The sequence below is a fragment of the Sinanaerobacter chloroacetimidivorans genome, from assembly GCF_018128545.1.
GTDB lineage: Bacteria > Bacillota > Clostridia > Peptostreptococcales > Anaerovoracaceae > Sinanaerobacter > Sinanaerobacter chloroacetimidivorans.
Genome location: NZ_JAGSND010000005.1, coordinates 231,931 through 256,960, shown reverse-complemented (window position 1 = coordinate 256,960; position 25,030 = coordinate 231,931). Strand labels below are relative to the sequence as shown.

Annotated in this window: 18 protein-coding genes; 1 reads left to right on the top strand and 17 read right to left on the bottom strand. The window is 43.7% G+C overall.

All coding sequences use genetic code 11. The features are described 5' to 3' along the window. Positions 1-10: 10 nt before the first annotated feature. The 7 genes from KCX82_RS10030 to KCX82_RS10000 form a co-directional block, all read right to left on the bottom strand. Positions 11-1,261 carry an adenosylhomocysteinase gene (locus KCX82_RS10030; RefSeq protein ID WP_227018323.1) on the bottom strand — a complete coding sequence of 417 codons (1,251 nt, stop codon included), beginning with the start codon at positions 1,259-1,261 and terminating at the stop codon, positions 11-13. A gap of 217 nt (positions 1,262-1,478) precedes the next feature. Continuing rightward, a complete protein-coding gene (locus KCX82_RS10025; protein ID WP_227018322.1) occupies positions 1,479-2,678 on the bottom strand; it encodes an iron-containing alcohol dehydrogenase in 1,200 nt (399 codons plus the stop codon). A gap of 76 nt (positions 2,679-2,754) precedes the next feature. Next, positions 2,755-3,303 carry a M48 family metallopeptidase gene (locus tag KCX82_RS10020; RefSeq protein ID WP_227018321.1) on the bottom strand — a complete coding sequence of 183 codons (549 nt, stop codon included), beginning with the start codon at positions 3,301-3,303 and terminating at the stop codon, positions 2,755-2,757. Positions 3,304-3,350: 47 nt separating this feature from the next. Then, entirely contained in the window at positions 3,351-3,917 is a 567-nt protein-coding gene (locus KCX82_RS10015; protein WP_227018320.1) for a GerMN domain-containing protein, read from the bottom strand. Positions 3,918-3,995: 78 nt separating this feature from the next. After that, positions 3,996-5,264, bottom strand: coding sequence for a polysaccharide deacetylase (locus KCX82_RS10010; RefSeq protein ID WP_227018319.1), 1,269 nt, complete (start codon positions 5,262-5,264; stop codon positions 3,996-3,998). Between the two features lie 62 nt (positions 5,265-5,326). Further along, entirely contained in the window at positions 5,327-5,887 is a 561-nt protein-coding gene (locus tag KCX82_RS10005) for a LemA family protein (RefSeq protein ID WP_227018318.1), read from the bottom strand. Positions 5,888-6,133: 246 nt separating this feature from the next. After that, positions 6,134-7,294: a hypothetical protein gene (locus KCX82_RS10000; protein WP_227018317.1), complete on the bottom strand. Its 1,161-nt coding sequence runs from the start codon at positions 7,292-7,294 to the stop codon at positions 6,134-6,136. Positions 7,295-7,606: 312 nt separating this feature from the next. On the opposite strand from KCX82_RS10000, the gene KCX82_RS09995 reads away from it, so the two are divergent. Beyond that, positions 7,607-8,779: an MFS transporter gene (locus tag KCX82_RS09995; RefSeq protein ID WP_227018316.1), complete on the top strand. Its 1,173-nt coding sequence runs from the start codon at positions 7,607-7,609 to the stop codon at positions 8,777-8,779. Positions 8,780-8,866: 87 nt separating this feature from the next. Here the strand turns inward: KCX82_RS09995 and KCX82_RS09990 are convergent, their stop codons facing one another. From KCX82_RS09990 to KCX82_RS09945, 10 genes are all read right to left on the bottom strand, one after another. Further along, complete coding sequence (locus KCX82_RS09990; protein WP_227018315.1) at positions 8,867-10,714, bottom strand: O-antigen ligase family protein; 1,848 nt, start codon at positions 10,712-10,714, stop codon at positions 8,867-8,869. Positions 10,715-10,805: 91 nt separating this feature from the next. Next, positions 10,806-13,559, bottom strand: coding sequence for an S-layer homology domain-containing protein (locus KCX82_RS09985; RefSeq protein WP_227018314.1), 2,754 nt, complete (start codon positions 13,557-13,559; stop codon positions 10,806-10,808). 442 nt (positions 13,560-14,001) lie between these two features. Then, positions 14,002-15,831 (bottom strand): glutamine--fructose-6-phosphate transaminase (isomerizing), encoded by a 1,830-nt coding sequence (glmS, locus tag KCX82_RS09980; RefSeq protein ID WP_227018313.1) that lies wholly within the window; start codon positions 15,829-15,831, stop codon positions 14,002-14,004. A gap of 12 nt (positions 15,832-15,843) precedes the next feature. Next, a complete protein-coding gene (glmM, locus tag KCX82_RS09975) occupies positions 15,844-17,193 on the bottom strand; it encodes a phosphoglucosamine mutase (RefSeq protein ID WP_227018312.1) in 1,350 nt (449 codons plus the stop codon). Positions 17,194-17,195: 2 nt separating this feature from the next. After that, complete coding sequence (locus tag KCX82_RS09970) at positions 17,196-18,401, bottom strand: CdaR family protein (protein ID WP_227018311.1); 1,206 nt, start codon at positions 18,399-18,401, stop codon at positions 17,196-17,198. Next, positions 18,391-19,236 (bottom strand): diadenylate cyclase CdaA, encoded by an 846-nt coding sequence (gene cdaA / locus KCX82_RS09965; protein ID WP_227018310.1) that lies wholly within the window; start codon positions 19,234-19,236, stop codon positions 18,391-18,393. Before cdaA ends, KCX82_RS09970 begins: the two co-directional genes overlap by 11 nt. 289 nt (positions 19,237-19,525) lie before the next feature. After that, positions 19,526-20,056, bottom strand: a complete 531-nt coding sequence (gene hpf, locus KCX82_RS09960; RefSeq protein WP_227018309.1) for a ribosome hibernation-promoting factor, HPF/YfiA family — start codon at positions 20,054-20,056, stop codon at positions 19,526-19,528. A 665-nt stretch (positions 20,057-20,721) separates the two neighbouring features. Further along, positions 20,722-21,507, bottom strand: a complete 786-nt coding sequence (locus KCX82_RS09955) for a ComF family protein (protein ID WP_227018308.1) — start codon at positions 21,505-21,507, stop codon at positions 20,722-20,724. After that, complete coding sequence (gene recD2 / locus KCX82_RS09950; RefSeq protein ID WP_227018307.1) at positions 21,504-23,735, bottom strand: SF1B family DNA helicase RecD2; 2,232 nt, start codon at positions 23,733-23,735, stop codon at positions 21,504-21,506. The genes KCX82_RS09955 and recD2 overlap by 4 nt, the downstream gene beginning before the upstream one ends. Beyond that, positions 23,723-25,003, bottom strand: a complete 1,281-nt coding sequence (locus KCX82_RS09945) for a CCA tRNA nucleotidyltransferase (protein WP_227018306.1) — start codon at positions 25,001-25,003, stop codon at positions 23,723-23,725. The genes recD2 and KCX82_RS09945 overlap by 13 nt, the downstream gene beginning before the upstream one ends. Between the last annotated feature and the right edge of the window lie 27 nt (positions 25,004-25,030).

Below are 25,030 nucleotides of genomic sequence, written 5' to 3'. Positions count from 1 at the left end.
ATCTACACGTTTACACATTCCAGCTGCTCAGGTATTTTTCCTGTTCCGGGGTCAGTGCATCAATGGTGATACCCCAAGCTTCCAACTTGCGTCTTGCTACAACATCGTCTATTTCTGCAGATACGTCAATTACTTTGTTTTCCAGATGTCCCCGGTGATTCAGAATATATAAAGCGGATAAACACTGAACGGCGAAGCTCATATCCATGATTTCAGCAGGATGTCCGTCAGCAGCAGCAATGTTTACAAGACGTCCTTCCGCAATGACATTGACCCATTTTCCGTTCTCCAATTGGTATCCCATAATATTTTTTCTGGTTTCCTTCTTTTGAGCCGCCGCCTTCTCCAATTCCTCCATATCCACTTCAACGTTGAAATGGCCGGCATTTGTCAAGATAGCCCTGTCCTTCATGGTCAGCATATGCTCTACCGTAATCACCTTGCTGCAGCCGGTAGCCGCTACGAAGATATCCCCCAGCGGAGCGGCCTCTTTCATGGTCATTGGTTCATAACCATCCATTTTTGCTTCGATGGCTTTCACAGGATCAATTTCCGTTACGATAACTCTGGCTCCCAGCGCGGCAGCTCTCATGGCAATTCCTTTACTGCACCAGCCGTAGCCTGCCACCACAACGGTCTTTCCTGCAATGATTAAATTGGTATTGCGCATAATGCTGTCCCAAACTGACTGGCCTGTTCCGTAACGGTTATCGAATAAATGCTTGCATTGGGCATCATTTACTGCAACCATGGGAAATTTCAGGATTCTTTCCCGCTCCATCGCTTTCAGCCGGATCACGCCGGTTGTGGTCTCTTCGCAACCGCCCCAGACTTCCTCTCCGAGATCAGGCCTTCTATTATGAATCAAACCGACCAGATCCCCTCCGTCGTCAATGATGATGTTGGGTTTATGCTCCAGAGCCATTTCTATGTGTCGTTCATATTCCTCTGCCGTCGCTCCGTGGTAAGCATAGACCTTCATGCCCGTATCGGCCAAAGCGGCTGCGATATCATCCTGTGTGGACAGAACATTGCTTCCTGTAACGGACATTTCGGCTCCGCCTGCGGCCAGTACCTGACATAAGTAGGCAGTTTTTGCTTCCAAATGTACCGATAGCGAAATTTTTACACCTGCAAAGGGCTTCTCTTCTTTCATCTGTTCTTCCAGCCCTCTTAATATAGGCATATTGTTTTTTACCCATTCTATTTTCTGATGCCCGGAAGGAGCAAGGCGAATATCTCTAATTTCGTTTTGTTTCATCATCAATCCTCCTTTTGGTTCTTCTCTTTTTTAGTTCTGTAGAATCAATAAATTAGGCCTTACTGAATAACTGTGAATGCCAGTTATTCAGTAAGCCCTAATTCACGTTATATATCACTATCTAATATATACCACAATTAGGACCATGGGAACAAGTAATTTTCCGAAAGACCTTCTTCTCCGGCAGTCCAATTCGTATACGAATATTCCGTGCTGGTTAAAAATCTACTTGTTTGCCCTCATAAATGCAGTGCAGCAGCTTCTTTAGATCCTCTTTTTCCGCCCGTCTCGGATTCGATCCGGTACAGGGATCTTTGGCAGCATTCTCTGCAATGCCATCCGCCAGTCTGCGGAATTCCATTTCTTCAACCCCTGCTTCCCGTAAGGAGGCCGGAATATTCAGCGTATTGTTGATGGTTTCCACAAAACCGATGAGTTTGTCAACAAGAACCTTTTCCTCTTTTTCTGCCACTCCCATATAGGTTGCGATCTCCGCATATTTTTTCCGTGACGAAACCTTTCCGTTTTTCTGGTATCCATCTGCCTCTTCATTGCTGTTGAACCGGATTACATAAGGCATATAAATGGCATTGGCAAGTCCGTGAGGGATTCCCAGCGCCGCTCCGGTCTTATGAGCGAGACTGTGCGTAATGCCCAGAAGCGCATTGGAGAAGGACATACCGGCCATGCACTGGGCATAATGCATCTTCTCCGCCGCATCCTTGTCGCCCTCATAGGATTTTACCAGGTTAGTGATAATCAGCTTGATGGCATGCAAGGCAAGAGGATCGGTAAACTCAGTGGCTGCTGTGGCTACATAGGCTTCCACAGCATGGGTGAGCGCATCCATCCCTGTATTGGCAACCAATTCCTTTGGCATAGTGGATGCCAGGTCAGGATCTACGATGGCAATATCCGGAGTCAGATTATAGTCGGCAAGAGGATATTTAATCTTCGTCTCATAATCTGTTATAACCGAGAAGGCAGTTACCTCCGTAGCCGTTCCCGATGTGGATGGAATGGCGATGAAGGTTGCCTTTTTTCGAAGTTCCGGTACGGTAAACGGATCTTTGATGTCATCAAAGGTTATTTCCGGATGCTCATAGAAAATCCACATGGCTTTCGCCGCGTCGATGGGAGAGCCTCCGCCGATGGATACGATCACATCAGGTTGGTGTTCCCTCATAAAAGCTGCCCCTCTCATAACGGTTTCGATGCTTGGGTCCGGCTCTACTCCTTCAAAGATATGAGTCGTAAGTCCCGCCTCCCGGAGAAGCTTCGCAGTCTTGTCCAGGAACCCGGTTTTCTGCATGGAAGTTCCTCCCACAACAATGACTGCTTTCTTTCCCTTTACCTCTTTCAAAGTCTCCAAGGAGCCTCTGCCGTAATAAATATCTCTTGGAATCGTAAATCTCATGAAAAAACCTCCTATTCAAATCTACTATAGGAGGTATTGTTTCCAAAAGCGGTATCATTTATCAATTTCCGGCTCCTCAGTCCGCAAGCTCTATTCTCCTGTGATATTCTTTCAACTGCTTTCGCCTTTCTTTATAATCGGGCATTACGGATTGCACCACTGCCCAAAATCTCGGAGAATGGTTCATTTCCTTCAGGTGTGCAAGCTCGTGGACTACGACATAGTCGATCAGTTCCTGAGGTACAAACAGAAGCCGATAAGTGAAATTGATATCACCCTTCGCCGTGCAGGAACCCCATCTCGTTTTGGCCTTGTTCACCCTGATGTTTCCATAGGCAACGCCCATAATACCGGCAAATTCAGCACATCTCCCCTGTAATAGGAGGAGCGCCTGATTTTTGTATTTCCGTTCTTCTTCGGAAGTTAAAAGAATGGTCTTCTTCTCATCCTGGGCTTTTGCAAGACGTCTCTGGGTCTTTTGGATCCAGGCGTCCTTCCCCTCAACAAAACGATCAATGTACGCCTTGCTCACTTTGAGAGGAGCTCTGACTTCCACCCTTCCATCTGGCCGGACATACAGAGCAAGTGTTTTTCTTGAGGAACGGATCAAATCGTATTTTATCATCTTAAAATTCTCTTATCTCTAAACAGTTCTACGGATTACATAACATTTTATTCTGTGAATAGGTCCTTAGTAAAAGGCTGAGCCGCATCTAAATGTCCCATGAGACTTTCAACCGTCTCTCCGTTTACCAGGAACTGTACCTGTTTGATCTCATCAAAGGACTTGGTCAAAGTATCCACAATCTGACTGATAAAGAAGGTTTCACTAAGAGAGCCGCCATTCAGTCCGGAACTATCCAGGTCAACGTAGGCAGTATCTCCTTCCACGGACACCTCTTTGAAGCTGATATCCTTAGTAATCGTGGTATCGTATTCTTCTCCCGGCACTTCTTTCAAGGCTTCCAGGGAAGCCAGATAACCCTGTTCAGAAGGATCCACTGTTACGGTTGTTTCATAAGGCATTAATTTTTCCAGGGATTCGTCTCCCGAAGACACATAGTCCGCATTGGCATAATAGAGAGTGACCGCTACTTCCTGTGTATCATCCTCCGTCCCTTTTCCGGTATCGCCGCCGCATCCTGCAAGGCCGATAGCGCTGAAAACCAGCAGACAGCACAGTATTATAATCAGAAATTTATTGTTCTTTTTTTCGTTGTTGTTTCTATTCGTTCTCATTCCAAATTCCCCTTTCCTCCAGCCACAAAACATTGGGATTCCGGCTCGGCACCGATCGTTAACACTTTCTTGAAACTTCTATTGAATCTCCAAAGGAGGTCTTGACTCATCGATTACCTCAGGAACCTCGAAATAGTATTGTGACATTTCATCCGGTCGTTTATACATCGTATATCCATCCAGATTTACTCTCGGCATTACGATGTTATCCGAGTTAAAAATAATTCGTTTATCATTTCCCACAGGGCAATAGATTTGATAACCCTGATCTATAAGATATCTATACCTCGGATCGTCTTTTTTAAACTTTGCTCCGAAGGGCGATATGTAAATATTGGTCTTGCCTACGTAAGGTGCTATTTTTTGGATCCAGCGATCCGTATCATACTTCATCTGAGCCAACGTAATCGTGCCATCTCTGAAATATCCGTTATGCGTATAGCTGTGGCAGGCAAAGCTCCATCCGTCTGCCTTCAGGGTTTCGGCTATTTTTTTAACTTCTTGCTGCCACTTTTCTTCTTCCGGCAATCCGTCGGTGATCCGGTATCCCAATGCTCCCTGATATCCTGTCAGCGCAATGGTGCCCTTGGCTCCCCGATAGGAGAATTCCGGGTGCTCCGCTACATAATCGTCCAGTATGGGCATGACGTCTCCGTCGCGGGTATTTTTCACTTCTCCCTGCGGAGTGATGACTTCAGTCCATACTCGGCCATCATCCCCCAACACAAGACGGTTGGCAAAACCGTCAGGCTTCATATAGTCGTAATAATTTACATCATCAATGGATATCACCAGAGGGATTTTTCCCGGCGGCAGGTAGATATCCTTCAGCTTTATGTTTTCGGGAGTCTCCGGATCCGGTTCTATGTAATCCTCCAGGGAGTATAATACATAACCCCTTTTTTGAAGGTTGGGAAGCATCTTTTTAAATTCACTGACAGTGGTCATCCACATATTATAGCCTTGTGCCGGATGACCCTTGTTGTCAAAAGCCAGATTCGGATAGATGATCAGGCTGTGGAAAAAGACATGATGAACCGGCCCCTCATATTTTACCAGTGAGGCCTTTGCCTGTTCGATCTCTTCGATTTTCAGGGTTATGGCATCATCGGTTGTTTCTGTTATGATTGACGGATCAGATTTCAGCAATTCTATTGCTTCATCATAATAGTATCCCTGATACAATTTTTCGGCTTCCGAGATTTTATTCTGGATTTTCAGCTCCAGTTCCATCTTTTCTGCCTCAGCTAAAGCCGATGCTGTTTTTGTCTGATTTACAAGGACAGCTCCCATAGCCACCACAGCAACCAGCCCCGCAATAATTGCAATCTTCATAGAATTCTTCAATGTTCCGACCCCCTAATAGTTCTATCTATTACTTGAGACGGCTTTACCGCAGAAAAAGTTCCTCAATGTGGTTCCGGGCTTTCCACAGGCTGATCTATCAGGGGCAACTCATCTGACTTCAGATGAATCCCTCTTAACGGCATAGCTCCTAAAATTGCGATCTGATATTTGAGGCTTGGTTTTTGCCGATGCTCGTTGTACAAATCGATAAATTGGTTATATTTACTGCTTTGAAGTTGGATTTCTTCTTCCATCTCCGAAAGCTCTTGTACCAATTCCATAAATTCTTCATTCTCCCAAAGGGCAGGATGCTCCTTTGTCTGATGCAGGAACCGATCCAGCAAAGGTGTCACAGTTTCGGCTGATTCACTGATGAGTTCACGATCCGTGGAATCGATATAGCCGCCCTGCAAGTCATACATTTCTGCCAGCAGCTCTCTGTCTTCAAAATCATGGGATTCAGCTAATTCCATAAGGCGCAGGATAAATTGAGACCTGCTTTGCAGTAGAGCATCAATACGGGTCCACTGGGTTCTGGCATCATTTTTATGCTTCTGCAGTCTCCCGTAGGCCAACTGCATCCAGGCAAAGATTACCATAATAATACCTAAAATTATATACATCATGACGATTTACCATAAGTTTTTTCACTAATGTTTTATAGATATCAGTGATTACTTCAATTTTCTCCTTCTCTTTAGTTTTGTTAATTTTCTTCTTATAACTGTTAACCCTTTTATTTTAACATTTTTACCAGTGAATAGCGAGTATTTTTAGGATGAGTCTTCTTCTCAGGGTGACTTACTGATAGGATTCTATCAATTCGCTCAGACTATTCTCATAAAGAATGGAATTAGAATGTTATTCTGTTACAGAGGTGTTTGTGGATTAAAATTAATATAATTAAACAGTCCTTGTGCAAAATAATTGCTTGTGTTCTCTGCCTGATCCAAAAGTCTGCTGAAAATATCGATATTTCTGGAATAGTCGCCCATTAAAAAGGTGGTGGATTCATCAATCGTACTGCGAAGATTATTATGTAATCTGTTTCTCCATTCTTCTTCCTCCCAGAAAGGATTGAGAGCGGCAACAAAAGCAGCTCTTTCGTCTGCATTTTGATATAGGCACTGGGTAACTTGATTGATTTTGTCAATATCACCTTCAATTTGGGCCGTTATAAAGGCATCCAGCAAATCTATATACGTATAAAACAACTTCAGATATGCCTCTGTATCAAGATCTACAAAAATTTGCTTCACCGCGTTGACGTACTCAACAGGGACTCGCTGTAATCGGGCATAAACCTCCTCCGTATTACCTAACCCCATATATCTGCTGAGCATATAATTTCTGACCCATGTCACAAGCTCAAACCAAAACATTCTTATGCCGTATATCGTATTCATTTGTTCATAAGTGATACATTGTTCACCTCCCTCAGGCTGAAGGTTAACGGTACTCGCACCGGAGGTGATATAGTTATACAGACCTTCTGCAAAGACATCCCCCATCCTGTTGGTATGAGCCGTAAGACGGTCATAGATTTCTATATCTTTGCTATAATCTCCTGTTATTAACGCATTCGCCGCTTCAATGACATATTGAATATAAGTATCAAACAACGCTTTATAGGAGGCTTCGCTCCAGTAAGGATTTATGGCTTCCAAAAAAACCGCTCTTTCTTGTACATTCCGATATAAACGATCGACACTTTGGTTCATAGCCTCTGTATTTCCTTCTAATTGTGCGGAAATCAGTTCTCTTAATGCGATGGCAAACTCACTTAAAAGCTGGCTGTACTGTTCTGAATAGACACGCCCGAAAACAATCTGCAGCATATTCCCGATGTCCAAAGATTCGCGATATAAAAGGTCAAATAATTCTTCAGCAGTTCCTATCCCAAAATATCTGCTGATTAAAAATGCCCTGGTCCACGTTGTAAGTCTTCTGTAGTAAATTCTCGCATTAAAAATCAAATTCATTTGACTGTATGTAATACATTGAGGATCAAAATCTTTTTTCACTACCATATTTTACTCTCCTTTAGGAATGATCTTAAATTATATTCATAACCCGATGAACTGCCATACAAATGGAAACCCTGCAAAACACTTGCATCTGAAAGTATGCATTTTCAGGTAAGGTTCCAGATATTACTATAGAATTATGCTTATGGTAAATATTATATTCTGCAAAGTATGGGAAAAGAAGATGAGATAATCGACTCCGGTGCAGGTTAGCTTATTATAATGGTCTAAAGAAATCCCGACAAAGAAATGGCCTGAAAATAATGAACCTGATATAATAGAAACATTCATTGAACGGAACGAGGGGGGAGTTTTATGCCGTTTTTTTTATGCATAGGTGTTTTGACTTATTTTTTTTCAGTCTATATGTTTATCCCCATCTTTTACTATTACATAACAGATATTGGGGGAGGTCATATTGAATTTGGGGTGATTATATCTACATCAGCTTTAATAACCTCTTTACTGCAATCATATATTGGTTATCTAAGTGATCGAAAAGGTGTATTAAAGATAGTAGCGCTCGGATGTTTTCTTAGTGCAATATCGTTATTATCGGTAGCTATAGTTTCATCTGCCTGGTTATTAATCGTATTATATGTCTGCCTGCAGTTTGGTATTGGAGCAATAGCACCCGCTCTATATGGTGTTGTTAGTAGGATTAAATTAAAAGATGATAAAAATTTTATACCCTATTATAGATCTATACAAGGTATTGGAGTTATACTGGGGCCATTTATCGGTGGGGTTATTTCAGATGTATCCTTAAAAGCTAACGTTATTATTGCAAGTTTTCTTATCGTTATTGCTTTTATTTGCTTTTATCATTATTTTAAGAAATTGCCACAGATAGATCACTTGAATCCGGAAGAAACTGAAAGGAAAGAGAAAGATGAGAAATCCTCATTCTTCTTTGCTTTAAGAAAAGTATTAATGAATAAAGTATTCCTCTCTATCTGTTTATTATTTCTATTTATTGAATTAGCATATGACTGTATTACATTCAACGTACCTATGATTGGCGAAAGGATGCAAACAGAGACAACTTTGATTGGAATGGCTACTTCAGCTTATTTCTTGACCTTTACTTTATTTCAAGTACCAATAAACAATATTTTGAGAAAAATAAAAGTAAAGGTAGCATTGATTACTATGGGGACGCTCTCCCTTCTTACTAGTACTTTATTTCTTGTGAATTCCTCTTTTTATGTAATTATATTTGCCATGGGACTTAGTGGAATCACAATAGGCAGTTTGTTCACTTATTGTGCAGTTATTTCATCTGAGCTTGCACCTAACTCCGAAAAGGGGTTGTACTTGGGCGTTTTTAATACAATTATGCCTTTAACAGATGTGGCCAGCCCTTTATTTACAGCTCTCCTTTTTGGGTATGCAATAAGATTGCCATTTTATTTGTCTTTTTCTTTGATTTGTGGATTTATCCTTATTGCAGTTCTACAAAAATCGGAGAAATTACCTATTTCGTAAATACTCACTGTATTCTGACTACCAAGAAGGGACACACAGGGTAATCCAAGTTGTTCAGCAAACCTCGAAGAAAATAACTACGCACCCTCAACTTTTCTTAGTTATTAACCGATTTATTGCTATTCCGACTCCCAGCAGGCTGTAGAAAAGTGGCATGACACAGACATTGCTGTCGTAGACCAGGCCGTCAGCCAGAAATCCACAAATGCCGAGAAAAATCCCGAAACCGGCTATCTTGACGAAAGAATCCATTTTCTCTTTGCGATAGATTTTAACGCTTTGTTTCACATAAATTGCAAAGAGCGCCACTAAAGCAATCAATGATACCAGGCCGGTATTGATTGCTGTTCCAAGATACATACTGTGAGGTTTCCTGATGACAGAATCAATATCTCTTGAAAAGCTGGGGCCTGTGTATTTACCTGCAAAATCATCCTGAGGGAAATATGCGGCAAAAGTATCTGCTCCATTACCCCATATCAAAGTGCCCTTTACCAAAGGCAGACTACGGGACCAAATATATCCCCGCCCGCTGCCGAATCCTTCTTTCCCTTTGAAGCCAAAGGTTTCCACCTGGCGCAGGTCTACAAGGGATCCATAGCTCGTCCTATACAAAAGGCCACTATCGCTTATTAAGAAAGGCCACACCATATCCGGCATAGAAACCAGTAAATACTCGTCTTCCCCTTCCAAGGCGAAATTGACTTTCAGGAAATCATAGCGCTGATTAAAGGAATTAGTATCATCAGAGAGCTTAAATTCGATGACTGCCCCATTAACTGAAATCATCACGGAATCCTTGTTTGTTTCAATAAATTCCACCCTTGGCCGTTGAGCAGACTCCATTGCAACGATTTCGCCATAACCATCGGTCGACTCCTCTTCGTCATTGCTTATTTCATGGGACTGGATTTCTGCTTTACCGGTGAATATCGACCGAGTCGCGTTAAAAAGCTCGGGAGCTAGCGTCCCGACGTTGATCAGTGCAAGGACAGCGGTGATCACAATGAGAACTGCAATTTCTTTTTTTCGTCTCAGTATCCTTTCCCCAATGATTATTACTGCAATCAGCATTGAAATCAACAGTCCAAGGATGCCTCCGCTTGAAGCCGCACCGAACATGTTATAAACAAGCAAAGAAAATATCAGCCCAAATACCACTTTGCCGGAGGCTTTTTCACTTGTAAGAAACAGCATCCCCGCAAGAGGAATGATCAGCGTTAAATAAAACGATACATAATTGATGTTGTAAACTGTCTGGTAGATTTCATTTTTATTAAAATAAAATATGACCTGATCAAGGTATTGCCAATAATCATGAGGGATGATAAGTTTTTTCCCAAAATCGGAAGCCAGGAGGTCATGTCCGATGCCTTGGGAGAGGCCTAAAAGACCGAGAATGCAGCTGGCTGTCAGAACGGAATAAATAATAACCTTGACCTCCCATGCATGATTGACGATGTTGATGACATAAAACAACATCACCATGTATGCCAGAAGGACCAGGGTGCCCTCAAATCTGTCTTCCCAGCCAAGCAGAGCAAATTCTCTGTAATCGGAGAAGACATGCGAAATTATTACAAGGGCTGAGTAAACAGCTATTGGTATGTATATGCTTTCCGGTTTAATCCGAATTGTCTTACGAAGAGATAAGGCAGTAAATATGCAAATAGCCGCCGCTGCGACAATGAGAATCGCCCACATCTTATAATAGCTGAAAAAGTCAGTCAGGTACCCGCCCTGCTGATTCCACCAGAACTCCTGCACGGGATTAGGATAGACCTTCATCCGCGTAATGAGAATCACAACGGCAGAAAACAGGATAACCGGCAGCAGCTTGATGAAATCCATCTTGGTGATTTCATATCTGCCGGTTTTGTTATCGATCTTATACTTTTTTATGATATTTAAATTTTTTTGTTTACTTTTTACCATTGTCCTACCGCTCATTGAATTCAATAAATTGTCCCACCAGAGAACGCAACTCCCCGGTAGGACAATGGAATGATATTCTGAAAAAATTGCCTTACGGATTTATCGCGAATGCTATGGACACTTCACCGGTGATTTCCGTTTGTCCAATTATAACGTCCTCTACGCTGATTGTTATGATCGTTGTCCCAAAGGGCATGATGAGCACCCATCCACCATTCATAATAAATTCTTCTGTAAGGTCATTGGTCTTGGAGTAATCCTGATATACCCTGTCCACGACCACTGAGTTGATCCGCTTTCCTTCTATCGCAGAACCCGAGATGTAGAGCGCCTGAGCAGAACCGGCGTTGGTACCGCTCCCTGTTATTTTGTTAGCCAACTCTCCTTCTCCGTTATACAGTGTGTAACGGTATAATTCAACGGTTCCGTTGCCTTTTAAGCCCGCGTCATAGCTGAGATCAGCCCATGTCGGTGCCAGGTAGATATCCGTTGAATCGGACATTGTAAGCCCGTCGGAGGTTTCTATGATGAGTTCGATGGTATGCTTGCCCTCCGTATCATCAAACAAACTGATTTTACCTTTATTTAGATCGATACTGTAATCAGTGTTTCGCACAAGCTCCGTACCGTTATCTTTCACGGTGACCGTTCCGGATCTTAATATATCACCGGATATATATGTTCCGGCAGCGTTTGTCCCGGTTACATTAATGATCATCTTATCTACACCATCATTGTAGACAAGCTCCCGGTCCGGATAAATTACCACGTGTCTTCGTTCAATCTTAAAACTCACGTCATACCGGTTCGTCGTCCTTCCGTCTTCCGCGGCTACGATGACCCTGGCGGTTCCTGTGTTGTTTGCGATATCAACGCCGTTGTTCTCTTCGATCACGGCATTTGACCCTGGAGTTACGACCGGTACAAGATCGATATGTTCATCATTCTTGAAAAAAGGCTCATAAATCGTAACTGCATAGGACGTAGTTGTGGGAGAAAATCCCAGGATAGGCAAATCGATGGCGTCCCCGGTATCATTCGTATAATAGGCGCCAAGGCTCTGCAAAGTTGCGACGGACTGAGCCGGTGTTGCGCTTACAGGCCCGATTATATTTGTATTCTTGCTGCCGCCTGTGGTGGAGCCAGCCGCTGTGACCACACAGTAAATGTAACTGCCCACATCGTCAGCTGTCAGGATATAAGCTGCGCCTGTCCCGTTTGTCTCGATTGCGGTATCCGAAGCTGTGTTGATTGCGCTGCCTGTAGCGCGATACCATTGATAAGAGGCTGTGCCTCCGCTTTTATCAAAGATCGGTACGGCTTTCAGGGATTCGTTTAATTTTGCGGTGGTTTTGTATATGGTGGCGCTGGTCAGGACTGGGGCAGCTTCGGCTCCACTGCTTCTGTCTCTGCTGCCGCTGCCTCCACCGCCGCCACCTGATATCGGTGCGGAAGGCTGGATAGAGGCCCCGGTTTCCTGATTGGTTACCGAGCCTGTTCCTTCGACTGCCTGAACGGTTCCCTCTCCGGTGACCGTGATTTCGGCATCACTAGAGAGAGTTTTTATCTGTGCTTTCTTGTCTATCTCAATATTTGTTCCTGCAGAACCGGAAGTTGCTTCAATCTTTGCGATTCTAGCGGTTTCTGTTGCTACGATTTCTGTATTTTGTGCTTCTGTTTTTACTTCCGTCAATGTACCGGATACGGTTACTTTAGCGCCTTCTGCTTCAGATTGAACGGTCAGAGTTCCGACTTTTGCATCCTTGTCAACAGTTACCGTTGCCTTGGTTTCCACTATGACATTTGCAGCATTGCCCCTGATTTCCACTACTGCTCCTTCACCGATCGTAACGTTCTCATAATTGCCTACCAGTATTACCTCTGTCTCTGCCTGTAAATAGGCAAGTTCAACTCCGTCTGATACGATTCTGAGTGCCCCGTTTCTCTTTTCAACAATGACTTTGCCATCAACTGCGGCTCCGTTGATGATGAGAATTGAATTTTCACCACCTCCGCGAGTAATCATTTTTCCTGTGACGTTTGTACCGTCCAGAGTAAATTCACCTTCTCCGACACCTTCTGCAATAATAAGATCGCCAGATATCTTTGCATCCTTTATTATGACTCCGCCGACTTTGACGATTGCAACAGCGTTTGCTCCTGCCGTCTCAGGTTTTACATCTTCCTTATAGGTTCCTGCCGCCGTGTAATATGCCTTGACGGCATTGTCAATCATAGTTACGACCTGAGCCCTGGTCACATTGGCTTTTGGAGCAAAGCTCCAATCACCCATACCGCCGATATATTTATTAGCTTCCATACCGAAGACCAAAGGCCTGGCCCATGAAGCGATACTGGCTCTATCATTGAATGAAGTTTTTTCTCCACTGTTTTCATCAACTCCGAAGGCACGGGCCAGCATTACGGCAGCTTGCTCCCGAGTTATATTTGCTGTAGGAGCCGCATTACCCTGAGTATCCCCTTGCAGGACCTCTGCCGCATTTGCCTTCAGTACGGCATCTGCGTACCAGGCACCATTTTTAACATCTGAAAACGGGTTGGCCGATTTTGCCTGATAACCCATCAAATTATCCAAAATTACTGCCATTTCAGCTCTGGTAATAGGATCATCCGGACGAAAACCTCTGTCGTCTCCCTTTACAACACCGTAACCTGCCCATTTATTGACGGCTTCCGATGCCCAATGCCCATTGACATCATAGAATTTAATAAGATTCGCTTTTGAGTCTGTACCTGCTGGAGTCTCTGCGAAAACCATCGTCGGTGTCATTGTTAACACTAGACAAATTGCTAAAATTATTGCTGTAACCTTACGTTGTCTCATAAAGCACCCTCCTTGTAAGTTGTTTGCTTCCATTATATACCAATATTTCGATACAGCAAACAAATTTCGATATATTAGTTTATTAATGTAATAAATCATCGATAAATTCAATTTCTTTGATTGTTGGAATAAATAATGCCTTGCAGAGTTGCAGGGCTGAACTGTTACCTCCCTAAGATTATTTGCACTCATGCATCAGGTTCTCGTCCTCTTACCTCTGAAAGCAATAAAAAACGAGATGCTCAAATGAACATCCTGTTTTTATGTGTTGTGTACGGTATATGGAGTCTTTTCAGATATTTCTATTTGTTTACGTCATTATAAAGTATTTTAAAATATTTAAGACATAATAAAACGACTAAAATTTAAATTTATATTTTAGTCGTTTTTAGAATAATTTGTGATAATGTACCCTGATATTTTTATGTGCGATGATTTGCTTTTACTCCACCGTCACCGACTTCGCCAGATTCTTCGGTTTATCGATATCACAGCCTCTCAGCTTTGCAATATCGTAGGCTAAAATCTGCAGCGGAACCACTGACAGCAGCGGTGTGATTTCATCCATGCATTCCGGTATATAGATCACCCGGTTGGACTGTTTTTCGATCTCTCTGTTGTTTTCCTTCGCCAAGCCGATGACATAAGCCCCTCTGGCCTTTACTTCCTGTATATTGGAAAGCATTTTCTCGAAGAGCCGATCTTGGGTAGCCAGAGCGATGACCAGCGTATCCTGTTCGATAAGAGCGATGGTACCATGCTTCAGTTCTCCGGCGGCGATGGCAAAGGAATTGATATAGGAGATTTCCTTTAATTTCAGCGAACCTTCATAGGAAACACCGGAATCCAGCCCTCTTCCGATAAAGAAAACCTGCTCTCTCTTATATAGCTCTTTGGCAATATTCCGGATTTGCTCTTCCTGTGCCAGTACTTCTCTTAATTTATCTGGGACTGCCTTTAATTCCTCAATATATTTGTGATAAGTCGCATCCTCCACAACGCCTTTGGTATAGCCCATATAAAGAGCGATCAAATACAGGCAGACCAGCTGGGTCGTATATGCTTTGGTGGAAGCAACGGCAATTTCAGGCCCGGCCCAGGTATAGAAAACATCATCTGATTCTCTAGCCACAGAACTGCCCACCACGTTTACGATGGATAAAATACGGGCCCCCTTGTTTTTCGCCTCTCTCAGGGCAGCCAAGGTATCCAGCGTCTCCCCGGACTGGCTGATGGCGATAAATAAAGTCTTATCATCTACAAAAGGATCCCGGTAACGGAATTCCGAAGCCACATCGATTTCCACAGGGATCTTTGCCAGCTTTTCAATGACGAATTTTCCTACCAGACCGGCATGATAGGCCGTTCCGCAGGCGACGATATATACTTTATTGAATCGATCCAACTCTTCCTTTGTCAGAGAGATCCCGTCCAGCTTGATCATTCCGTTGTCATCGAGGCGACGGTTCAGTGTTTCATAGATTCCCTTCGGCTGTTCATGGATTTCCTTTAGCATGAAGTGGTCGTAGCCCTCTTTTTCCGCCGCGTCGGCATCCCAGGTTACGTTGAAAACTTCACGCTTTACTTCTTTTCTGTCAGCATTGTAAATTTTTACGTTATTCTCCGTCAGAACTACGGTTTCATTATTTTCAATGAGATAAATCTTTCTTACATGCTTTAACAGGGCTGGGATATCGGAAGCGATAAAGTTACAGCCTTCGCCAAGGCCTACCACCAGAGGGCTATCCTTTCTTACCGCAACCATTTTATCCGGCTCTTTGCTGCAAATGACTCCTATGCCGTAGGCGCCTCTCATCTTTTCCACCGCTTTGTATACCGCATCTACAAGATCACCTTCGTAAAAAACGCTGATCAGATGCGCGATGACTTCCGTATCGGTTTCTGAGTTAAAGGCGACCTGATGTTCTTTGATCAGCCACTCTTTCAGCTCCACATAGTTCTCGATGATTCCATTGTGAACGATGGCTATGGATTGATCCATATTGCTGTGAGGATGAGCATTCACATCGGAAGGTGCTCCGTGGGTAGCCCAACGGGTATGCCCGATCCCGATTTTGCTTTCAAAGTGTTCACCGGCAATAGCTGCCTCCAGGTTGGCGATTCTGCCTTTATATTTTCGTACTTCGAGTTTTCCTTTGTTGAAAATTGCGATACCAGAAGAATCGTATCCCCGGTACTCCAGTTTTTTCAGCCCATCAATAATAATTTCGCTGGCATTGCCATCCCCGATATAACCGACGATCCCACACATATTGTATTCCCCCTATCCAAGTCTTTGCGTAAGCAAACTTGCTAAGCTTTCCGCTAATATTGTTATATTTTCAATATCCTTACCCTCGATCATCACTCTGACCATAGGCTCGGTTCCTGACGGGCGTATGAGAACTCTGCCTTCTCCCGCCATTGTATCTTCCAGTCTCTTGATTTCTTTGCTGATCTCCGGATCATTCATGTATTTTTTCTTGTTTTCATTTTTTATGACCGCATTTCTTAAAACCTGAGGATAGATTGTCACCTCTGCAGCCAGCTCCGATGGATTTTTGCCGGATTTTTTAATTGCCTTAAGTAATTGAAGGGCAGAAAGAATTCCATCCCCCGTCGTGGTATGATTCAGGAATATGATATGCCCTGACTGTTCTCCGCCGATAACGCATCCCGTTTTCAGCATGCTCTCAAGGACATAGCGGTCTCCTACCTGGGTGGTTTCCACACTGCACTGAATTCCTTCGACGGCACGATGGAACCCGATGTTGCTCATAACTGTTGCCGTTACCATATCCCCTGGCAGCGTTCCCTGAGCCTTCAACATTTTCGTACAGATATAGATCATTTTATCTCCGTCTATTAGATTGCCCTTTTCATCTACAGCAATGAGCCTGTCGGCATCTCCGTCAAAGGCCAGACCCAGATGAGCCTGCTCTTTTACCACCCTCTTCTGTAAGTCTTCAGGATGGGTGGACCCGCAGTGTTCATTGATATTGACTCCATTGGGTTCATTGTGGATGGCGATAACCTCAGCTCCCAGTTCCTGCAGAACCTTTTCCGCCACTTTATAGGAGGCGCCGTTGGCACAGTCGATGACCAGCTTATAGCCGTCAAGCTTCTCGTCTATGGTACTTTTCAGAAATTCAGCGTAAAGGGTCAGTGCATCCTCTTCGGCTTCCAGGCATCGGCCCAGTCTGTCGCCTGTAATATGGCTGTTTACATCAATATTTCTAAGTATGATGTCTTCAATTTCATCTTCAATATCATCATCCAGCTTAAAACCTTCTCCGTTGAAAAATTTAATTCCATTATATTCAAAGGGATTGTGAGAGGCAGAAATGACAACGCCGGCATCTGCTTTATAGTATTTCACTAAATATGCAACTGCCGGTGTAGGTAACACCCCAACCTTGATAACGTTGCCTCCCATTGCCAGAATTCCGGCACTGATGGCATCCTCCAGCATATCTCCAGATATTCTTGTATCCTTGGCAATCAAAACTACAGGCCTTTGCTGATCCTTGCTGAGCACAAAAGCCCCGGCTTTGCCAAGATTAAACGCCAGTTCCGGTGTCAGCTCTGAATTGGCCACGCCCCTGACTCCGTCTGTTCCAAATAATCTTCCCATAATTAATCTCCTTCTGTCTGATTTAACATGATGTGAACTTCTTCGGGATCCACTGCAATATGTCCCAGCTGTTTATCGTAACGAACCAGTACCTTGGCCGTGGCGGACAGCAGTGATGCCGTATCCAGGTCAATATAAGGTTCCAAATCTTCTTTCTTCAAGCCCGCAATGACGGCCTCGCTTCCGGAGGCAACTACCGTGATTTGCGGTGTGGTAATCGAGATATTTGCTTCTTCCTCCAGCCCTTCAATCATAATCTCATCTGCCGTATAGGTAAATTGTTTTGTAGCAACGGGTTTTATGGTAATATCCACTGCGATATTTTCATACCCTGAGGCTAGTTCCACCCCATCAGGCAGACCGATTTCCAGCGGTAATTTACTCGTGCTGACAACCTGGCTGATATCCACCGGGCTGGCGGCAACCTCCGAAATCCCCGCGATCAATTCCTGGGGTCCTTTTATTTTTACACTGGAAGGCACCTGTAAATTGGTTACCTCATAGATAGGAGCCACCTGTCCCAAGATTTCCACGCGAAGCGGAATTTCCTTTACGCGGTAGAGCCTGGCTGAAACGTCGATATAGGAGGAAGACAATCTTACGTTGTCTACTACATCACCGGAGTTATTCACAGCTACTGCTTTTGCCTGTATGGTGGAGCCTTCCGCTGTCAGCTTGGAAGCAGACACCTCCGCTTTAATAAAGGCTACGGCACTTACTTCGGATTTTGCTCCGGAAACCTCTACCTGTTCCGGCTGAGTGACGATCTGTCCGGCCTCCACACCGTTTTCAAACTGCCCGATAAAGGCCACCTTGACATCCTTGGCTACCGCTACCAATTCTTCTATGTTTACAACTATTTTTTCAGTTCTGTTTTCTACCGTAATACCGTCCGGTGCGGAAATCACCACCGGAATATAATTCTTTCCGATGCTGTATCCGTATAAATCTGCACTGGCTGTAAAGTCATTGGAGGAAATTTTGGCCAGATCGGCCCGTCTTCCTTCAACAACTACATCCACGGTAAAGTTAATCTCCCCGGAAAGGGCATAACCCTTCGCAGTAAGATTTTCCACATTCAAAAGCTGCACCGGAACATCAGGTATGGTCTGTTTTTTCATGGGATCTTCATTCACCATAACATATGCCCAGAGTGCAATGGCAATTACAAGGGATACAATTTTATAAAAGGTATTGCTATTCGGCATCCTTACGCCTCCTGAATAATAAATTCAAGAAAGGTACTTTTACCTTTTCTTCACTGATCTGGCTCAAGTAAATATTCAAAAGCGTCTTTTCAACGGTCTTAATGTCAAGGAATCGAGAAAGCTTGCCGTCGACGGCAATGGAGATAATTCCGCTTTCTTCCGATACGATGAGAGAGATGGCATCTGAATTCTCGGTAATACCTATACCTGCACGATGTCTGGTTCCCAGATCCTTGCTCAGTGTTTTACTCTGGGTAAGAGGCAGTACGCAGCCTGCTGCAATAATTCGATCTCCTCTTACGATGGTGGCTCCGTCATGGAGAGGCGCTCCCTCATAAAAGAGATTGCCCAGCAGCTCCGTGGAGATCTCCGCATCAATGATTGTACCGGTTTCTATAATATCATTTAAAGCGGTCTCCCGTTCCATGATGATCAAAGCTCCCACCTTGTTATTGGAAAAGAAATCAACTGCTTTAATGATCGCCGCAGTAACCAGCTTTGCCTTCTCTTTATCCAACTGAGCGAACTGCGGCGGGATAAATTTGCTCCTGCCCACATATTCCAGGGCTCTCCTGAGTTCCGGCTGAAAAACAACAACCAGGGCTACAACTCCCAGCTGGAAGGCATTTTCAAGAATCCAGTTCAGCGTATATAAATTAAAGATATCGGAAATGAAAGTGATTGCAACCAAAATCAGCAGCCCTTTTACAAGCTGCTCTGCTCTGGTTTCCCTAATGAATCCCAAGATCTTATAAATAACAAAGCCCACAATGAGGATATCGATCACATCCGAAAATCCCACTCCGGACATGAGATTATTAAAAGTATCTATCATAGATCTCTTCTCCCTTATAACGAATCACTTAGTGATGCAAACAAAACAAAAATGCCTTAAAAATTGCTTCTTTATTGCATTTTTCTTTTGTTTCACATTCACTACTCATTGTACCTAATAAAATGAGGATTTTCAATAGATTTTAAAAGAAAGAGAAACAAAAAGGAGACGGGGTTTTAGAAGCCGTCTCCTATATCAGCTTGCTTAATTTGTGTAACAAATTAAACGGCGAACTTATGCTGGGAAACCACAAATCTCTGATTCATATCTTTCTGTTGTGATAACCATCCTAATAATGTGTTTCCAGCAAACCGTAGGTATTGTCTTTTCGTTTGTAAACTACATTGACACTGTCAGACTCCATATTGAGAAAAACAAAGAAATTGTGTTCCAAAAGTTCCATCTGCATAATGGCCTCGTCCACAGACATCGGCAAAAGGTCGAATTTTTTGGTTTTTACCACACGCATTTCATCTGCTTCCTCAACGGCAGCATCGGGAACCTCTGCAAATAGAAATTCCTTATGATCTTTGTGTTTACGCTGTAATTTGGTTTTAAATCGCGACATTTGGGAGGACAATTTTTCCACCACTCTGTCCACACCATTGTAAGCATCGTTGTTCGTTTCCTCGGCTCTGAAGATGGTCCCCTTCGCATTGATGGTAGCCTCGATTGTTTGCCTGCCCTTTTCCATTGTCAGCGTAACATTGGCTACGATGTCATTGGAGAAGTACTTTCCCAGCCGGTCAAACTTTGTTTCAATGGTTTGTTTCAGATGGTCACTGGCATTAAAATTTTTGCTTGTAATAATAACTTTCATTACGTGCACCCCCTATTGCTTAATAAAATAACTCCATCTAGGTTATTTATACCACTATTTTATACTACAAAACCTATCCCTTTCCTTTTTTCTTTCATAAATTTTATTCTGTAAGTTTTACTTGTTTGTTGTAGATATCTTGACTGTTGATATTGTGGATAAGTCTGTGCATAATTGAAAATCCAAGGTTCTGATAGTGGATATTCTTTTGGATAAAAATCCATATTTTCTGTAAGGCAAATGACGGAGTGGATTTCGAAATCTTTGTATTTTTCAACGTTTACTCCATATTATAATCCCTTTGCAACTATTGTGCCCAAATTTTAGAAATATTATAAATCAGCAAATGGGTTATTTTACGGGTTGTGGATAAATTTTTCCGTTTGCCAAACGGGATCCCAAGACGGCATCTTCAAATCAAGGAAATCAATTAAAAAAATAAAAAAAATCAGATATTGGAATCGCCTGACTGACCTGGTCTTTGCCCCCACACCTGCCTTTTGGTTTTTACCAAAGGACTTACATCTAAGCTACGCCATGATCACTGCCGCCTTGCGGACCAGCTTACGTGGGTCCCTTTGCCCGTAACTAGCCTGGACTTTCAACCACAGACCCAAGCAACTCCAATATCTGATTTTATTGTTTTAAGTGGATTTTTCATTCCTCTATACGGTTCTGTTTGCCCCCGCGGCAAAGACCAGAACGTAAACCCTAAGGGCTCCTGCTGCCAGCAGCACGTCAGCACAGGCGTCGGCAGTACTTCCGGTCGTATAAATATCATCCACCAAGAGAATCTTTTTATTTTTTATTATTGTATCCCATCCCCGGGAAACAGTAAAGGCATTTTCTATATTGGCTCTTCTTTCCACTGCTCCTAAACCCTTCATCGGCATGGTCTCCCGGCTGCGCAGCAGAATATTCTTTCGAAACGGGATTTTCATATACCTGGATAAATGATAAGCCAATATGGCAGCTTGATTGTATCCTCTCCTTTTTTCTTTTCTTTTGTGCATGGGAACAGGCAGAATCAAATCCACGTCCAATTCCTCCGGCTGAATTCGGTCAAACATAATCTCTGCCAGTTTTTCCCCATAATATGCCTTTTCTTTAAATTTAAACCGCAGCAGCATATTTTTTTCCGCCCCGCCGTATTCCGTGCAGGCGAAGCCTTTTTCAAAGCTGTGGCTTGCAGAGCTGCAATCGGTACAGATATCCCAACGATATCCTTCCTTGAGGATCTTGCCGCAGCAGCGGCAGGTTCGCTCATTTGCCCAGTGCAGATTCGTTAGACAATCATCACAAAGAGAATAAGGTCTGCTGTCATCTATGAGGTTATCACAGCAGATGCAATAAATGTTGGAAGGGTAAAGAAGTTCCAACATGCTTTCCCATAATAAACGGCAAAGCGCCCCTGGAGAAGCGGCTGAGGAATCGGTAATCCGCTTTATCATGGCAGCATCCCCAGTCCACTGTCATTCAGAAAGCTTTTCAGCCTGACAGCCAGTCCGGAATAGCGTTCCGTAATTCGGTTGTTTTCCACCATTCCATGCATTTTATTTTCCGAGCCTACCAGGATTACTGCCCGCTTGCCTCTTGTCACAGCGGTATAGAGCAGATTTCTGGTAGCCAGCATAGGAGGAAACCAGGATACCGGCATAATGACGATAGGAAACTCACTGCCCTGGCTTTTATGAACTGTGACAGCATAAGCAAGCTCCAGCTCGTCCAACTGGGTAAAATCGTATTTCACATATCGGTTATCGTCAAAGACTACGGTCAACTCATTGAATTCCAGATCGATGGTATCGATATAACCCACGTCACCATTAAAAATCCCCTGACCTTCCGTGAAGTTTTCAAGTTTTTTCCACTCCATCTGATAATTATTTTTAATCTGCATCACCTTGTCCTTCTCCCGGAAGATTCGATCTCCAAAGGTTTTTTCCACAAGGTCCGGAGCGGGGGGATTCAGGATTTTCTGCAGCTCCTTGTTCAGATTCATGCTTCCCAGCAGCCCTTTTCTGACCGGTGTCAGCACCTGCATGTCCTTGATGGCATCACAGCCCTGATAGTAATCCGGAAGCCGCTTGGCGCAGAGCACTTTTATGGTTTCAAGCATTTCCTTTTCACTGCTTCTCCGAAGGAAAAAGAAATCCTTGTCCTTTTCATTGCAGTCGGGATATTCGCCTTTATTTATTTTATGGGCATTGACTACGATAAGGCTCTCCTTGGCCTGTCTGAAAATTTCCGTCAGTTTAACGGAATAGATGATTTCACTGTTAATCATATCCCTCAGTACGTTTCCCGCTCCAACGGAAGGAAGCTGATCCGCATCTCCTACCACGATGAGTCTGGTACCGGGAGCGATGGCATTCACGAGGCCGTTCATGAGAAGAATATCGATCATGGAGGCTTCATCGATAATAATGGCATCGTACACCAGAGGATCTTCCGCATTCTTTCCGAAACGCATGGTATCCTCTCCCTCGGAATAATAATATTCCAAAAGCCTATGTATGGTGGAAGCCTCATAGCCGGAGGTCTCCGTAATTCTTTTGGCCGCTCTTCCTGTGGGTGCGGCAATGGCTGTGGTAAACCCGCTGTGGTCAAAGATCTTCATAATGGTATTGATAATCGTGGTTTTTCCCGTACCGGGCCCGCCTGTAATAACGGAAACACCATTCTGCAAGGAAGCTTTTACGGCAAATTTCTGATTTTCTGACAAGGTAATGCCCGTTTCGATTTCGGTTGCCGTTATCAGCTGATCCACATTGGAGCTGATGGGCTTCATCGGTGCATTGTTAAGCTTGAGTAAGCACCTGCATACGTTTTGCTCCGCCGCATAATAAGGGGCAAGAAATACAACCCCCCTGCCCTCTAACGTTTCAACCTGTATGTCACCGGAAAAGGCCAGTCCAACGAGCGCTTCATAGACCTGTTCTGCCCCTACCTCCAGCATCTGTGCCGTATTTTCACAAAAGTACTTTTGAGGAACAAAGGTATGACCCTCATTGACATAGAGCCACAGGGAATATTGAATCCCGCTCTGAATCCTGTATTCCGAGTCTTTCCCAATGCCCATTTTCTCGGCTATTTTATCGGCTTTTTTGAAGCCGATACCAAAGATGTCATCAACCAGTTGATAGGGATTCGCCTTTACCGCTTCTATCGTATCAGCGCCATAGACTTTGTAAAGCTTCATGGCATACCCCGGCGAAATGCCAAATTGCTGAAAGAAGAGCGTGATTTCCGCAAATTCTTTATGGTTTCGAAAAGCCTCTGCAATGGAAGCGGCCTTCTTCTCACCGATTCCTTCCACCTCAGAGAGGCGTCCGGGCGAGCGTTCAATGATGTCAAAGGTCTCTTCGCCAAAGCGTTTGACGATGGCAGCAGCCGTCTTTTTTCCGATACCCTTCAGCAGACCCGATGAAAGAAAGCTTTCTATGCCTTCTTTGGAGTTGGGCATTTCTTCTTTGTATTCCGTAAAGCGAAACTGCTCTCCGTAGGTAGGATGCGTCTGCCAGGTACCGTCAAAGGTAAAGGCTCTTCCTCTTTCTACGGACGGGAGATTCCCCACAACGGTAAACTGCTCTTCTTCATTTTCACAGATTGCAATGGTATAAAAATTTTCTTTATTATGATAGATGATTTCTGACAGGGTTCCTTTTATTTGTACCATCTTACTCCTCTCAGCCATGCGCTTATGGGATTTCTGTTAAACTCCTTTGCTTTTCTGAGGAGATCTTTTTGATTGTTTACAGAAGGATTTTTATGAACGACATCAAGGAGCATTCTGAGCATTTTGCCGATCTCTTCTCCCTCTTTCATGCCCATTTCTATAAGATCACGACCTGTAACAGCCAGATCTTCAATAAAAATCGGTTCTTTAAATTTCATGATATCTTCAAATATAATCATTCTGTTTCTGATCTTGTATTCATTGAAGTCGTAAACCTTTCGCTGCTGCTTGGACAGATTCTCCAAGTACTCGTATTGTTCGAGTCCCATTTTACAGATAAACTGTTTCAGCTCTATTCGGTTATTGATGAAAGATAAATCCTCCAGATGGCAAAGAGCATTCCGGAGCATTTTTTCCGTTTCTTTGTCAAACTTCATTTTTTCTATGGCTTTCAGGGCTCTGTCTTTTTCAAAGCAAAGATAGACCAGTCCGATTCGGTACTCCGTATCGATCTTTGCCCTGTCTATATTTTCTGCAAGCTCCGTCAAAGCCCTCAGCTCCGATTTGCCGGCATTTCGGAAGCATTCCTCTCCCAGAATTTCCGGTAGAAGACCGGAAGCCATGCACATTTTCAAGCCTTTGCTGCTGTTCTTTGCCGTTATGATTTTCAGGAATTCTTCCCGTATCCGTTCCGTGCTGACCTTGGACAACAAGGAAGCCTTGCCCTTCATCGCTTCAAAGGTGTTCCTGTCAAGATCAAAATCCAGCTGTGCGGCAAATCGAATGCCTCTGAGCATTCTCAAAGGATCCTCTTCAAACCTTACGGCAGGATCGCCGACGGCTCTGACAAGCCGCAATTTTAAATCCTCTCTTCCTTGAAAGAGATCCAATATGCCTCCTTCCGGGTGGCCTGCCATGGCGTTGATGGTAAAATCTCTGCGGCTCAGGTCTTCCTCGATGTTTGCGGTGAAGATCACTCCATCCGGCCTTCTGAAGTCCGAGTATTGCCCGTCTATTCGGAAAGCTGCAGTATCGGCGGTAATATTTCCTTCCCGAATCCTCACCACTCCGAATTTTTCTCCTATAACATGGGCATCCGGAAAGAGCTCCAGAATTTTATCCATCGGAGCCGACGTTGCAATATCCCAGTCTTCCGGTTCTTTTGCCAGCAGTGTATCTCTCAGACTGCCCCCTACCACATAAGCTTCAAATCCTGCACTTTCTATGGTCCTTAAGATTTTATTCACTTCCTTCGGCAGTTTTATCATCCTACAACCTCCAAGGTATCATTCATT